The sequence below is a fragment of the Massilia sp. Bi118 genome, from assembly GCF_918697865.1.
Classification (GTDB): Bacteria; Pseudomonadota; Gammaproteobacteria; order Burkholderiales; family Burkholderiaceae_D; genus Telluria.
This window is the reverse complement of record NZ_CAKKMV010000005.1, coordinates 111,335-125,970: the sequence shown is the minus strand read 5'-3', so window position 1 is coordinate 125,970 and position 14,636 is coordinate 111,335. Positions and strand designations below refer to the sequence as shown.

The following is a 14,636-nucleotide window of genomic DNA, read 5'->3' as shown; positions in this document are numbered from 1 at the left end:
CACAAAATATATTTTTGATTTTCAAGAACAGTAAGCTATTCGTCTAATAAAACATGTTGGAATGATGTGTCCTTAGGTGGAGTCCGATAAACCGCTGGAACTTCAGACAAATCAATTGCAAGAAGTGTAGGTGACGCAACAATTCTTTGCAAAAGATCATTCATAAGTTCATCGACATTTATTAGCGACTCCAAAATCCATAGCAACTGCAATAGTTCTGAAGTTTGATGAGCACCCCAATGCCGCGGCCCTACATTATCTAGCTCAGATGTCTTCTTTCCAGGACGGACCGCAAGTCGATTACCAATCCAAGACTGAAGAATTTTATTACCTGACACTTCGAAGTTCCATTGCGCAAAGGAAACTGGAGAAAATTTTCCATCTCCGATTATTAAGACGCCATTTATTTCGTCATAGGAAAAGGAGGTCGGCGCAGTAGATTCCGATATTGCCTTCACACATTTCGCCTTGCCAGTTGCAACCTTACCAAGCATCTCCTCAAACCGCTCGCCATAAGTATACAAATGAATTAAACGCCTTCCTGCCTCAACGGCCTCAGAAAATAAATTGGGCTTTAGCGTTATTGGAATTCTAAGCTCTCGAGCTTCAATTTCAGAGCGAAATTTTCGCACGTACCCACTATGCCCCGTTACTGCGAATAAGTAACAGGCCCAGTCGTCTACAGATATTCTCAATTCCGTTTTACTAGATATTAATGTCAATAATTCAGGATGTATATTCGGCTGCGTGGCCTTTTCATCTCGATAAAGCGGTATCACATCTTTAGCGCCAAAAGAACCTCTGAAGAAATGCAAGTCAGGCACATCGATTGATGCTGTCAACGCCGGCCCCAAGGAAAGCGTATTTGTGGTCAAAGTTGCAAAAAATATTTGCTTTTCGCTAACTGAACGCCAAAGAGCAGGCCTAAAATAATCTCCCACTCGGTTATCTAAAATTACATATTGACGATCAAACGATCTAAAGCCGTATCGAACAATAGGAGGATGTGGGGCATCATTTGGCAACTCTGCAATTGTTGATAAAGCGACATGCGAATCAACAAGATTACTTAGCTTTGATTTTACAGTACGATCTCGACTTTCTCTGAACATAGTACTGCGATCACTACTGTTTAACAGTAACTTCCAGCGCTCAACCAATACTTCCCGGTATGCCGAAATTGGCCAATTACGTTTCAACTGACTTCCGGAATGATGCCACGGCATCAAATCAACAATGGATGGCCAAGTGAAGTATTCTGATAGAGGCTCAGCCGGTCGCATCGGCGCGATCCAGTCGCTTGGGCATTCTTCAAACTTAAGATCCGCAAGCCCCCTTACTGCTTCCAGCTTTGCGAATTTTTCTGACCTCTCACCACGAATGCGAGTATATTGCACTCGCGCAGGAACCTTCGGATTAGGTTTATCTTTTCGAATAGCGATCGTTATTGCAACAGGCGTTTGAATTGCAAAAACATTTTCTTCTTTTTGAGTTCCTCGTCCATCACCACCTAGATCTATTATCCAAATCTCGTCGCAGAGTTCGCGCATCTTTGCACGCATACCAAGAAATGCATCCCCGTCCAAGAAAGATGAAGCCGTAATAAAAGCGACAATTCCTCCTGCTTGAGCAAACGGCTGTTCAAAAACCTTCCATAATGCCCATCGCCAGAAATACGTGTACAAGTTATAAAGATTTTTTAATTGACCACCTTTGCCTGCTTTTTTTACTGGCTCAATAAAATCATTGAGGATTGCATCCTTACCATCTTTTGACTCCCCCCATCTGACCCACCCACCTGTGCTCATCTTGTTAGCACTTGTTGCTTTAGCATGCCGATCGTAAGGCGGATTTCCGAGACAAACAAAAACAGGGACAGTTTCCTTAACCCGCTTTGCACGCTGATGTTCCTTACCAATAGCAAGATACATCATCGGAAGTTCTGGCATCCTTTCAAAAGGAGACTCTAGAGTATTACTAAGAAAAACTTGCACACCATCTTGAGGGATACCGGCACCGAAATCCTGAAGAAGCCGTGTCATCCTAAGCGCACCAACCGCATAAGGCCCTACCATCAATTCGAAACCGAAAAGGTTTTGGGCAAGAAGGCTTGCTCGCGCCCGTGCAGCACCTGGCCCTTCCTCTTCTACTACGCGTGGCATTGCTTCCTCTACTACAGCAAGGAGATAAGTTCCGGTTCCGACAGCAGGATCTAGCGTCGTCACACCACCTTCAGCAAATCCCATAGGTTTATTCAACCGATTTCTTAGAATATCGTCAACAATTCGTACCTGAGCGTGCACAACTGGAAGCGGGGTGTAATATGCGCCAACATCTTTTCGAAGCTTTGGATCGTATTCTTGAAGGAAGTCTTCATAAAAATGAAGCCAAGGATCTCGCCTACCTTTTGTCATAGTATGAGCGGGAATTTCCTTGATAACACGCTTAAGCATAGACAATGGGGCTCGTACATCTCCTTCGACTTCTTCGTCAGTTAGAACCTGTAGAGCTTTTCCAAGCAAAGTATTTCGCGCCGATAAGGAATGTATAGCATCATCGATAAAAAGTGTATTCGCCCCATTTGATCGTGCGAGAAGAAGAGCAAATGTAACTGTTTGAGCATATGAATCAGAAAATTCTTCATTGCTTGCATCAGGAAACAGATAATTTCGCCAATCTCTTGCAACCCCCATCATTGACGACGATCCAGATTTTAATGCATCAAGCACATCATCTTTCAACATCCTACAAAGTGGAGCCAAATATAACGCCAACTGCTTTGATGTTGTAGGAACAATAGGGTTCCACGTAAGAAAATCGTGGAGCAACGATTTCAAAGCTGCAGCTTGACTTTCATCAAGCACACTCCCCCCCTCTACACAGGGATCAGCATTGAAGCGGAATGTGCGCACCTCTTCCCCGGCCCTAAACAATCTCCATTCAATTGCATCTGTGTATAAAATATTTGGCAGCGCTCTGAATCGATCCCATTGTTGCTTGTCATGTCCTTTATACTTTTTCGGATTTGCACCTTTCCCCGGAGCTTTTAGCTCCACGTGACCACAAAGAATGCCCTCTACTTCGATTCCAAAATCTGGACGACCAAGATTTTCAGCTAGCTTTGTCTCGCCGATTGGAATTACGTTCAAGTCTAACTGCGCACCAAAATCTTGAATTAGAGACTCAAACGGAGATCGCAATTGATCTTCAGGTTCACCATTAGTAAAAGCAAGAAACTTTTTTTGTATCGAATCCGCGAAATTTTCAAATATTTTAGTCATTGTTTTCATATTATTCACGCATTCTAAATCGCGTTAGACACACAATAATTCTCTAATAAAGATTATGCTTGAACTTAAACCTCGGAAAAAAATCCATGGCTGGAAGAGCAACTGCCGTTTACGATGGATATTTTACGCTCTCTGATCTAATATTAGGCGGCAATGAAAGCTAAAACCCATAAATATGAGGTTTTTAGTATTGTATTCGACTGACGCCATCAGCCGAACCAGCGGCTGGTCGTGTCCCCAATCGCCTTCCACCAGCCATCCGGCACATACAGCAAGGTCGCCGTCATGCAGATATAGCGCCCGAACTTGCCGATCGCCATGTACATCACGCTGGACCAGAACGGCAGATGCAGCCAGCCGGCCAGGGTGCAGAGCGGGTCGCCGATGCCCGGCACCCAGGACAGCAGCATGGTCTTGGAGCCGTAGCGCGCCAGCCAGTGGAACCAGCGCGACTTTCGCTCCTTGGCGAAGGCGACCTTGGCGCGGTAGCCGATCCAGTAATCGACGGCGCCGCCCAGCGTGTTGCCGAGGGTGGCGACCAGGACCGCCGGCCAGAACATCGCCGGATTCGCTTTCACCACCGCGAACACGGCCGGCTCCGAACCCAGCGGCAGCAGGGTGGCCGAGACGAAAGCGATCAGGAAGACGGAGGTGAGCCCGACGGCCGGTGCGGCGAGGATTTTCAGCAGCCAGAGGACGGCGGACTCGATCATGGGGTGGTCGTGTTGAAGGTTGACTAGTCCATTATAATGAGGAAAAACCCAGCATCACGACACGGTAGGCCCCGCTCCACCGAGCATTGCCCGCCACACTGAACGCCTCACAGCTTACCGCCAGCAGGACAGTCCAGCGTCGCCCGGAATCCAGACACCTCCAATCCGCCATGACTACCGACTACCTCAAGAAAATCCTGACCGCGCGCGTCTACGACGTGGCCCAGGAAACCCCGCTCGAATTCGCGCCGACGCTGTCCCAGCGCTTCGCCAACCGCATCTATTTCAAGCGCGAGGACATGCAGAGCGTGTTCAGCTTCAAGCTGCGCGGCGCCTACAACAAGATGGCCCACCTGACGGCCGAGCAGCTGAAGCGCGGCGTGATTTGCGCCTCGGCCGGCAATCACGCGCAGGGCGTGGCCCTGTCGGCCAGCCGGCTCGGTTGCCGCGCGCTGGTGGTGATGCCGACCACCACGCCGCCCGTCAAGATCAACGCGGTCAAGGCGCGCGGCGGCGCGAATGTCGAAGTCGTGCTGCACGGCGACTCCTATACCGACGCCTACAACCACGCCCTGCTGCTCGAGCGCGAGCAGAAGCTGACCTTCGTGCACCCCTTCGACGATCCGGACGTGATCGCCGGCCAGGGCACGATCGGCATGGAGATCCTGCGCCAGCATTCCGGCCCGATCCACGCGATTTTTGTCGCGATCGGCGGCGGCGGCCTGATCTCCGGCGTGGGCGCCTATGTGAAAGCGGTGCGCCCGGACATCAGGATCATCGGCGTGCAGACCGTCGATTCCGATGCGATGGCGAAGAGCCTGAAGGCCGGCGAACGCGTCACCCTGCCCGACGTCGGCCTGTTCTCGGACGGCACCGCGGTCCGCCTGGTGGGCGAGGAAACCTTCCGTATCGCCAAGGAAGTGGTCGACGAGATCGTGATCGTCGACACAGACGCGATCTGCGCGGCGATCCAGGACGTGTTCCAGGACACCCGCAGCATCCTCGAGCCGGCCGGCGCGCTGGCGGTGGCCGGCGCCAAGGCCTATGTCGAACGCTCGCAGATGACGCGCAATCCAGTCAAGGGCGAGACCCTGGTGGCGGTGGCCTGCGGCGCCAACATGAACTTCGACCGCCTGCGCTTCGTGGCGGAACGGGCCGAGGTCGGCGAGGCGCGCGAAGCCGTGTTCGCCGTCACCATCCCCGAGCAGCGCGGCAGCTTCAAGCGTTTCTGCTCGCTGGTCGGGCCGCGCAACGTCACCGAATTCAATTACCGCATCAGCGACGAGCGCGAAGCCCATGTTTTCGTAGGCGTCCAGATCGGCGACCGCAGCGAGTCGGCGACGGTCGCGCGCACCTTCGAGGAACACGGCTTCCGCACCCTCGACCTGAGCCACGACGAACTGGCCAAGCTGCACGTGCGCCACCTGGTGGGCGGCAAGAGCCCGCTGGCCCACGACGAACTGCTGTACCGCTTCGAATTCCCGGAACGCCCGGGCGCGCTGATGCGCTTCCTGGACAGCATGGCGCCGAACTGGAATATCTCCTTGTTCCACTATCGGAACCAGGGTGGGGATGTTGGGCGGATTCTGGTGGGCTTGCAGGTGCCGGCTGGGGAGATGGATGAGTTCAGGGAGTTTTTGGCTTCGTTGGGTTACCGGCATTGGGATGAGACCCAGAACCCGGTTTATAAGTTGTTTTTGTAATGTTGCACGTGGGCGGAGGGCCGCCCACCCTACGTAGGGTGGGCACCCCGTGCCCACGCGGAAACCAACGCATCAATTTCTGGAACGGTGTACGATACGCGGCTTTGCCGACGCCGACCGGCACCCAAAGCCGGCGTATCGAGACTGAACCATGACCAATACCCCTGATCAATCGCCGCTCGGAAAATCCTCGGCCTACCAGACCCAGTACGCCCCCGAGCTGCTGTTTCCCATCCCGCGCCAGCAGAAGCGCGACGAGCTCGGCCTGACGGGCACGCTGCCCTTCTTCGGCGTCGACATCTGGAATGCCTACGAACTGTCCTGGCTGAACATGCGCGGCAAGCCGCAGGTGGCGATCGCGACCGTCACTGCGCCCGCCGATTCGCCCAACATCGTCGAATCGAAATCGTTCAAGCTCTACCTGAATTCCTTCAACCAGACCCGCCTGGCGAACACGGACGCCCTGCTGGCCTTGCTGCGCGAAGACCTGTCGAATGCCTTCGGCGCGCCGGTGCACGTGGCGCTGACGCTGCCGGAAGACTTCGGCAAGCTGAAAATGGGCGAGCAGGAAGGCCTGCTGCTGGACCGCCTCGACGTCGAGATCGACAGCTATGCGCCGGCGCCGGAATTGCTGAGCGCGAACCACGACGAAGCCGCGGTCGAGGAGACCCTGGTCTCGCACCTGCTGAAATCGAATTGCCTGGTGACCGGCCAGCCGGACTGGGCCAGCGTGCAGATCCACTACGTCGGCCCGCAGATCGACCAGGAAAGCCTGCTGCGCTACCTGATCGGCTTCCGCGAGCACAACGAGTTCCACGAACAATGTGTGGAGCGTATCTTCACCGACATCCTGCGCCACTGCAAACCGAACAAGCTGGCCGTGTACGCCCGCTACACCCGGCGCGGCGGCCTCGACATCAACCCCTGGCGCGCCAATTTCAGCACCGCAAAACCGCCGAATTTGCGCACTGCCCGCCAGTAAAGCCCCGGTCCAGGCGCGGCTGCTAGTGAAAAGCCGCGCATCACCCCCATCTACTGTACGTTTCCAGCGACAGAATCGTGTTGTCAATGTGACGCAACTTGCCTTTTGACGCCCTGGCGCCGCTTAGGCAGCTTTGCAAGATTCGGCTAGAAAATATGAAGGATGGGCCTGAAATTGCCCTTTCCGTTCGTCAAATTTGAAATTTCGTGGCGGAAATTGCGTGAGTATGACAAACGGTTGCGCGCGCTCAAATCGTCGTTTCATGGCGGGGCTAAAACAGCTTGCCGTACAGACGCGAAATCGAATGTCACGGCCATGAAACAGGCCTATAATTCCCGCTCGCAAGTACCTGGTGCACCGCAATATCGAAGCGTGTTATGACTAATTTAAGCAAAATTCTCTCGCTCGAGAACGTTCAGCTGGATTTGGAAGTATCGAGCAAGAAGCGCGCCTTTGAACAGGCCGGCCTCATTTTCGAGAACAACTGCGGCATCGCCCGCTCGACGGTCTCGGATAACCTGTTCGCGCGCGAACGCCTCGGATCGACCGGGCTCGGCCACGGCGTGGCCGTGCCGCATGGCCGCATCAAGGGCAGCAAGAGTCTGAAGTCGCCGCTGGCCGCCTTCGTGCGCCTGGCCGAGCCCATCCCCTTCGAATCGCCGGACGGCCAGCCGGTCAGCCTGCTGTTCTTCCTGCTGATCCCGGACCACGTGACCCAGCAGCACCTGGAGATCCTGTCCGAGATCGCCGAGCTGTTCTCCGACGAAGCCGTGCGCACCGCGCTGGCGACCGATCAGGATCCGCGCTCGGTGCATGAGCGCATCATCAACTGGCAGCCTAGTCTGCAGGCGATGGGTTAAAATCAAACCATGCTCCAGACCCCGCTGACCATCCAGAGGCTGTACGACGACAATCGCGACAGCCTGCAACTCGGCTGGTTTGCAGGTTTCCCCGGCGGCGAGCGCCTGATCTCGGGCGACGCCGTCTCCGCCGCCGACCAGGTCGGCCACCTGAACCTGATCCACCCGGGCCGCATCCAGGTGTTCGGTCACCAGGAACTGAATTACTACCAGCGTCTCAAGACCGGCTCGCGCAGCCACATGATCGGCGAAATGATCGCCGGCGGCCCGCCGGCCCTGATCATCGCCCAGGGTCTGGACACCCCGCCGGACATCCTCGCGATCTGCGACGAGCAGAACATTCCCCTGTTCTCGACCCCGCTGCCGGCGGCCCAGGTCATCGACTTCCTGCGGGTCTATTTATCGAAGAAGCTGGCACAACGCGTCATCATGCATGGCGTGTTCATGGACGTGCTGGGCGTGGGCGTGCTGATCACCGGCGACTCCGGCCTCGGCAAGAGCGAACTGGGCCTGGAACTGATCTCGCGTTCGCACGGCCTGGTGGCCGACGACGCCGTTGAATTTTCGCGCATCGCCCCGAACATGATCGAAGGCCGCTGCCCACCGCTGCTGCAGAACCTGCTTGAAGTGCGCGGCCTGGGCCTGCTAGACATCAAGGCGATCTTCGGCGAGACCGCGGTGCGCCGCAAGATGCGGCTGAAGCTGATCGTCCACCTGGTCAAGCGCGGCGCGCTGGACGAAGAGGTTGAGCGCCTGCCCTTCCACTTCCCGACCGAGGACGTGCTCGGCCTGCCGATCCGCAAGGTCGTGATCCCGGTCGCGGCCGGCCGCAACATCGCGGTGCTGCTGGAGGCCGCGGTGCGCAATACCATCCTGCAGCTGCGCGGCATCGATACGCTGCAGGAATTCATGGAGCGCCAGCGCCAGGCGATGAGCGGCGACTGAGGCAAGGCCTCAGCTGATGCGGTATCATCGAGGCATGCGCATCGTTCTCATCACCGGTATCTCGGGCTCCGGCAAATCGGTTGCCCTCAATGTCCTCGAAGACGCAGGCTACTACTGCGTCGACAACCTCCCGCCCGCCCTGCTGCCTTCGCTGGTCGAGACGATCAACGGCGCCGACAGCAAGTGCGTCGCCGTCGCGGTCGACGCCCGCAGCGCCGAGTCGCTGGCGGAACTGCCGTCCACGGTCCGTGCGCTGCGCGAGCAAGGTCACGACGTCAAGGTGATGTACCTGACCGCCAGCACCCACTCGCTGGTGGCGCGCTTTTCGGAAACCCGCCGCAGCCACCCGCTGTCGCACGAGCTGCGCCCGGGCGAAAACCCGGCCTCGCGCCGTACGCTGATCGAATGCATCTCGGAGGAGCGCGAGCGCCTGGGTTCGATCGAGAAGCTGGGCCACGTGATCGACACTTCGGAAATGTCGGCCAACAAGCTGCGCGCCTGGGTCAAGGAACTGGCCGAGGTCGAATACGCCAGGCTGACCCTGTACTTCGAATCCTTCGCCTTCAAGCGCGGCGTGCCGCTGGACGCCGACTTCGTGTTCGACGTGCGCGCCGTGCCGAACCCCTATTACGACCTGACGCTGCGCCCGCTCACCGGCAAGGACGCGCCCGTCATCGCCTTCCTCGACGCCCAGCCCCAGGCCACCGAAATGCTGGCCGACATCCGCGCCTTCGTCGCCAAGTGGCTGCCCTCCTTCAAGACCGACAACCGCAGTTACCTGACGGTGGCGGTCGGCTGCACGGGCGGCCAGCACCGCTCGGTCTACATGGCGGAGCGGCTGGGGGCTTATTTCGGCGAGACCGAACGGGTGGTTGTGCGGCATCGCGAGCAGCACTGATCAGCACGTCGTCCTCGCGAAAGCGGGGACCCATACTGAAGCGCAGACCCGGGCGCTGTGCGTTGAAGCGAACCCGTTAACTTCGACAGCTCAGCATGGGGGGAATAGTGCCGGGGGCACTATTCCCGCTTTCGCGGGAACGACGTGCTAACTGTGCGATTGGCGAGCCGACTTAGACCAACCCGGTCGCATAAAACACCCCAATCACAAAGAACACCGCCAAGGTCTTGATGATCGTGATCGCAAAGATCTCACGATAGGAATCGTGATGTGTCAGCCCGGTCACCGCCAGCAAGGTGACGACGGCGCCGCTGTGCGGCAGGGTGTCCATGCCGCCGCTGGCCATTGCCACCACGCGGTGCAGGATGTCCAGCGGAATCTGCGCGGCCTGCGCACCCAGGATGGACAGGTCAAAGATGCCGAGCAGCAGCGTCGCTTCGACCAATTAAATCGCCCGCACGTCTTCACGATGGCAGTCATTGAGGTGCATCGAGTAGAACTTCGAAAGCACGATGTAACCATTGGCGCCGTACCAGAAATACGTAATCTCATTCATTAGCACCGAGCTTCGCCAGAAGCTCACTATTGCGGCCTAGTATAGAAAACGAAAGCGGAACGATGACATAGCTCTGGCGGTCCAAGATGCACTATGATTCTCGCGCACCGCATCCGACTTGACCCGAACAACGTGCAGGCGACCTATTTCGCGCGCGCTGCTGGCACTGCGCGTTTTGCTTATAACTGGGCACTGGTCGAGTGGCAACGCCAGTACAAAGCTTGCAAGGTCGACCCGGCACTGTCGAAACCAAACGAAGCGGCGCTGCGACGCCAGCTTAACGCCATCAAGCGTGAACAATTTCCATGGATGTTGGAAGTGACCAAGAACGCGCCACAGATAGCTATCATGCAGTTGGGCCGTGCGTTCGAAAATTTCTTTGCTAGGCGCGCTAGATATCCCACATTCAGAAGGAAGGGACGCGATGATCGCTTTTCCCTGAGCAACGACCTATTCCGCGTTGACGACCGCCGCATCCGTATTCCGAAGTTGGGATGGGTCCGCATGCGCGAAACACTGCGGTTTACCGGGCGGATCGTCTCCGCCTCGATTTCCCGCGTTGCAGATCACTGGTACATCAGCATTACAGTCGACACCCCGGCCTTGCCTTTGCCGCCAGCCGAAAATCAAGGCGCGGTCGGGGTTGACTTGGGAATTACGAACCTGGCCACCTTGTCCACCGGTGAAAAATATCCTGGCCCTAAGGCACTGCGCACCCTGCTTGAGCGCCTCCGTCGTCTATCACGCGCCTTGTCACGCAAAATCAAAGGATCGCGCAATCGCGCCAAAGCAAAGTTGAAGCTGGCCAGATTACATGCGCGGATCGCCAGCATCCGCCGCGATAGCCTCCACCAGCTAAGCTCCAGTATCACACGGCGTTTTCATACGATCGGCATCGAGGATCTGAGCGTCAAAGGGATGTTGACCAACGGCTGGCTTGCACGCGCCATCATTGACATGGGTTGGTCTGAACTACGCAGGCAACTAATGTACAAATCGGTTTCGCGCGGCGGCCAAGTGGTTGTGGCGGACCGCTGGCACCCCACAAGCAAGACTTGTTCGGGATGTGGATACAGGTTGCAGAAACTCGACCTGAGTATGCGGAAATGGCGCTGCTCGGGCTGCGGCGTACTTCAAGACCGCGATATCAACGCTGCTATCAATCTAAAAAACTTGGCGGTAAGTTCTACCGTGTCGGCCTGTGGAGGAGAAGGCGCTGGCCTCGCGTTCAAGCGCGAGGTGAAACCGGCTCCGGTGAAGCAGGAATCCAGCAGCAAAGCTAACTACGGCTAGTTTGCGTAAGTTTGGAAGAACGGATGATGTTCTGGATTTGCAGGATGCCCGGCGGCGAGGTCATGGTAAACGAGTGTTTCCAGCGTCAGCGGCCTAATGTCATTGTCTGATGAATCATCGCGCAAAGACGGTGACTTCGCCGGAATGCATCACGCCGATATTCGGAAGGATCCGTCAAGCAAACGATAAAAGCGGTTCTTGCGACGTCCTGTTCAATCCCGTCGGCTGTAGGATGGGGCAACCCACTCTTAGCCCCATTCTTTACAACGACGGCACGTGCAGTATGTTAGAGGTGCCGCAGCGGATGCGCCCAGTCCGGCCACACCGGCTCGAAGAAGCGCGCCACCATCTCCGGGGTGACCTGCTCCAGCGAAGGCGGATTCCACGCCGGCGCATTGTCCTTGTCGATCACCAGCGCGCGCACGCCTTCCAGCACTTCGCCGTGTTCGAAGTTGCGGCGCACCAGCGAGCGTTCCATGCGCAGGCAGCCGGCCACATCCATAGAAGCGCCGCGCACCAGCATCTCGCTCGTCACGCACATCATCAGCGGCGAGCGCTGGCGCATGGCGGCCAGGGCCTTCTGCGCGAAGGGCGCGTCGTCGCCTTCGAGCGAAGACATCACCGCTTCCACTGAAGCCGCGCCGAAGTGCCTGTCGATCGGCGCGCGCTGGGCGGACAGTTCGCTCGCGCCCGCCTGCTGCGCAAACGGCGCCGCAAAGGCACGGATCGCCTCCGCCAACTGCGCACCAGGCGTGGACGCGATCAGGGACTGCAGCGCCGGCAATTGCTCGGCGGGGACGAACACATCGGCCAGGCCGACATACAGCGCATCGGCGGCGCCGATCGTCAGCCCCGTCAGGCCAAGATACATGCCGAGCGCGCCCGGCGCATGCGACAGGAAGTGGCTGCCGCCGACGTCCGGGAACAGGCCGATGTTCACTTCGGGCATCGCCATCTTCGTACGTTCGGTCACGATGCGCAGGCCGCTCTCCGGGCCGCCCTGGGCGATGCCCATGCCGCCGCCCATCACCACGCCATCCATCAGCGAAATGTAGGGCTTCGGATAAAAATGGATCAGGTGGTTCAGCGCGTATTCTTCAGTAAAGAAGTCTTCCAGCAGAGCACTACCCCCTAGCGGGGTCGCGTGGCCGGCCTGATGGAAGAAGCGGATATCGCCGCCTGCGCACAGGGCTTTCTCGCTGGTGCTGGTGATGAGGACCGCGGCGACGTTTTCGTCTTCGCGCCAGGCCAGCAGGGTCTCCGTCAGTGCGCGCACCATCTCCAGCGACAGCGAGTTCAGGGCCTTGGGGCGGTCCAGGGTGATGATGCCGGTGCCGTTGGCAACGCGGGTCTGCACGTGTTCGCTCATGTTCTTTTATTTATGAAAGGGAAAGCGGCATTGTAGCGCGGTCCAAAAAAACGAAAAGGGCGCCAGATGCGCCCTTCGTCTTGCTTGTGCTGCGCCAGCGGAATCGTCACGCTGCAGCGGCAGCTTCTCCTCCCTCATCGGCTTCGTTAGCCATGCGTTTTAGTGCGGTATGACTGTGATCCTGCAGCATCTGCTTGTACTTCTGGACCTGGCGGTCAAGGCGGTCCATCAGCATGTCGATCGCAGCGTAGAGGTCATGCGCGGCGCTAGCGACGTGAACGATCTTCCCAGCAACGCGCAAGTTGATCTCGGCCTTCTGGCGTTTTTCTTTCTCGGTGAGATTGTCTATGCAGAGGATGACGTGGGAGTCGATCACTTGATCGAAATGGCGGGTGATGCGTTCGAGCTTGTTCTGTACGTATTCACGGATTGCTGGGGTTACATCGAGATGATGTCCGCTGATAGTGAGATTCATACACACTCCTTTGAAGATGCGCTGTCAGGTTATCAGTATCTGGGTGCCCTGCAGCTTATTACAAGGATTTGCGGAGGCTGACGGGCGGGATCTTCAGCGCCTCACGGTATTTCGCGACCGTGCGGCGTGCGATAACCATTCCCTGTTCCCCTAGCATCTCCGCGATCTTGCTGTCGGATAAAGGGTTCTTGGGGTCTTCTGCTCCTGTGAGTTGTACGATGAGAGCCCGGATCGCAGTCGAGGATGCTTCACCGCCCGCCTCGGTCGCGACGTGACTTCCGAAAAAGTACTTCAACTCAAACATGCCGTGCGGCGTCAGCATATATTTCTGAGTTGTGACGCGAGAAATTGTGCTCTCGTGTAGACCTAGTGTATCAGCTATCTCACGTAAAACAAGGGGCCGCATGGCAACTGCGCCATGCGAGAAAAAGTTCCGTTGGCGCTCGACGATTGCTTGCGCCACGCGCAGGATCGTGTCGAAGCGTTGGCGCATGTTCTTGATGAGCCACTTGGCTTCCTGCAACTGTGCATTCAGCTGCGATTCCGATTTCCCCTGCTTCAGCAAGGCGGCGTAGATGCTGTTCACGCGCAGGCGCGGCATCACTTCCGGATTCAGTTGCACGCTCCAGCCGTCCTTCGCGCGGCGCACGATCACGTCCGGCACCACGAAGTCGGAAACGTCGGACGCAAAGGCCGCGCCCGGATGCGGATTGCACTGGCGGATCACGGCCTGGGCTTCGCGCAGGTCTTCGTCGTCGCAGTCGAGGGCCTTTTTGAGCTTGTTGAACTCGCGCTGCGCGAACCAGGTCAGGTAGCGTTCGACGATGACCAGGGCCATCCGACGCGTCACCATCGCCACGCCGGGCATGCGGCGGATCTGCAGGGCCAGGCATTCGGCGGCGCTGCGCGCGCCCACGCCCGGCGGGTCCATGCTCTGCACCAGCGACAGCGCGGTGCGCAGTTCCTCGAATTCGATCTCGAGTTCGGCCGGCAGGCGCGCGTGGATGTCGTCCAGCGATTCTTCCAGGTAGCCGTTGTCGTCGAGCGAGTCGACCACGATCTCGACCAGCGCGCAGTCGCGCGGCGAAATGCAGGTCAGGCGCACCTGTTCCATCAGGTGTTCACGCAGCGAGATCGGGCTGGCTTCCAGTTGCGGGCGGCCGTCCTCTTCTTCGCCGCCGCTGCCGCTGCCGGAATGGCCGGCATCGCCCCACTCCATGTCATGCTCGGCGCCGCCGGCTTCGCCGCTGTCGCCGCCTTCGGCTTCGCCGCTTCCACTGCCGCCGCCGTTCTCCTCGCCCTGGCCGGACGCGGGTGGCGCATCGGGCGTGGTGTTGGTCGAGGAACCGTTGTTGATGGCGCCGTCCGCCAGCAGGCGCACGGAGCGGTCGAGCGGATCGTCGAGGCGCTCGAGCAGCGGATTCTCACCCAGGACCTGTTCGATCTCCTGGTGGAGTTCGAGCGTGGACAGCTGCAGCAGGCGGATCGACTGCTGGAGTTGCGGCGTCAGCGCAAGGTGCTGTGAGGTCTTGAGTTGCAGCGTCTGTTTCAT

General features: G+C 57.6%; 11 protein-coding genes and 1 pseudogene. 6 read left to right on the top strand and 6 right to left on the bottom strand.

Features of this window, described 5'->3' with window-relative positions; all coding sequences use genetic code 11:
- Positions 1-35: 35 nt before the first annotated feature.
- Together LQV39_RS09215 and LQV39_RS09210 are read right to left on the bottom strand one after the other, a co-directional pair.
- A complete protein-coding gene (locus LQV39_RS09215; protein WP_230024359.1) occupies positions 36-3,290 on the bottom strand; it encodes a type ISP restriction/modification enzyme in 3,255 nt (1,084 codons plus the stop codon).
- A gap of 209 nt (positions 3,291-3,499) precedes the next feature.
- Positions 3,500-4,003: a YqaA family protein gene (locus LQV39_RS09210; protein WP_230024344.1), complete on the bottom strand. Its 504-nt coding sequence runs from the start codon at positions 4,001-4,003 to the stop codon at positions 3,500-3,502.
- Positions 4,004-4,089: 86 nt separating this feature from the next.
- Here LQV39_RS09210 and ilvA point away from each other — a divergent pair, with 86 nt between their 5' ends.
- From ilvA to rapZ, 5 genes are all read left to right on the top strand, one after another.
- The gene (gene ilvA, locus LQV39_RS09205) at positions 4,090-5,706 is read left to right on the top strand and encodes a threonine ammonia-lyase, biosynthetic (RefSeq protein ID WP_290368566.1); all 1,617 of its coding nucleotides are present in this window, start codon (positions 4,090-4,092) and stop codon (positions 5,704-5,706) included.
- A gap of 151 nt (positions 5,707-5,857) precedes the next feature.
- A complete protein-coding gene (gene queF / locus LQV39_RS09200; RefSeq protein WP_230024328.1) occupies positions 5,858-6,688 on the top strand; it encodes an NADPH-dependent 7-cyano-7-deazaguanine reductase QueF in 831 nt (276 codons plus the stop codon).
- A gap of 377 nt (positions 6,689-7,065) precedes the next feature.
- A complete protein-coding gene (locus tag LQV39_RS09195) occupies positions 7,066-7,548 on the top strand; it encodes a PTS sugar transporter subunit IIA (RefSeq protein ID WP_230024321.1) in 483 nt (160 codons plus the stop codon).
- A gap of 9 nt (positions 7,549-7,557) precedes the next feature.
- Positions 7,558-8,493 (top strand): HPr(Ser) kinase/phosphatase, encoded by a 936-nt coding sequence (gene hprK / locus LQV39_RS09190; protein ID WP_230024320.1) that lies wholly within the window; start codon positions 7,558-7,560, stop codon positions 8,491-8,493.
- Positions 8,494-8,527: 34 nt separating this feature from the next.
- On the top strand, positions 8,528-9,391 hold the full coding sequence (gene rapZ, locus LQV39_RS09185) for an RNase adapter RapZ (RefSeq protein WP_230024315.1): 864 nt from the start codon (positions 8,528-8,530) through the stop codon (positions 9,389-9,391).
- 172 nt (positions 9,392-9,563) lie between these two features.
- Here the strand turns inward: rapZ and LQV39_RS09180 are convergent.
- Positions 9,564-9,803 (bottom strand): annotated as a pseudogene (locus LQV39_RS09180) (GntP family permease); the annotation flags it as partial.
- A 237-nt stretch (positions 9,804-10,040) separates the two neighbouring features.
- Between LQV39_RS09180 and LQV39_RS09175 the strand changes: the two are divergent.
- The gene (locus LQV39_RS09175) at positions 10,041-11,240 is read left to right on the top strand and encodes a transposase (protein WP_230024313.1); all 1,200 of its coding nucleotides are present in this window, start codon (positions 10,041-10,043) and stop codon (positions 11,238-11,240) included.
- Between the two features lie 286 nt (positions 11,241-11,526).
- Here LQV39_RS09175 and LQV39_RS09170 read toward each other — a convergent pair whose 3' ends face one another.
- The 3 genes from LQV39_RS09170 to LQV39_RS09160 form a co-directional block, all read right to left on the bottom strand.
- Complete coding sequence (locus LQV39_RS09170) at positions 11,527-12,609, bottom strand: enoyl-CoA hydratase/isomerase family protein (protein WP_230024311.1); 1,083 nt, start codon at positions 12,607-12,609, stop codon at positions 11,527-11,529.
- Between the two features lie 106 nt (positions 12,610-12,715).
- Positions 12,716-13,084 carry a ribosome hibernation-promoting factor, HPF/YfiA family gene (hpf, locus tag LQV39_RS09165; protein ID WP_230024309.1) on the bottom strand — a complete coding sequence of 123 codons (369 nt, stop codon included), beginning with the start codon at positions 13,082-13,084 and terminating at the stop codon, positions 12,716-12,718.
- 58 nt (positions 13,085-13,142) lie between these two features.
- The gene (locus LQV39_RS09160) at positions 13,143-14,636 is read right to left on the bottom strand and encodes an RNA polymerase factor sigma-54 (RefSeq protein ID WP_230024307.1); all 1,494 of its coding nucleotides are present in this window, start codon (positions 14,634-14,636) and stop codon (positions 13,143-13,145) included.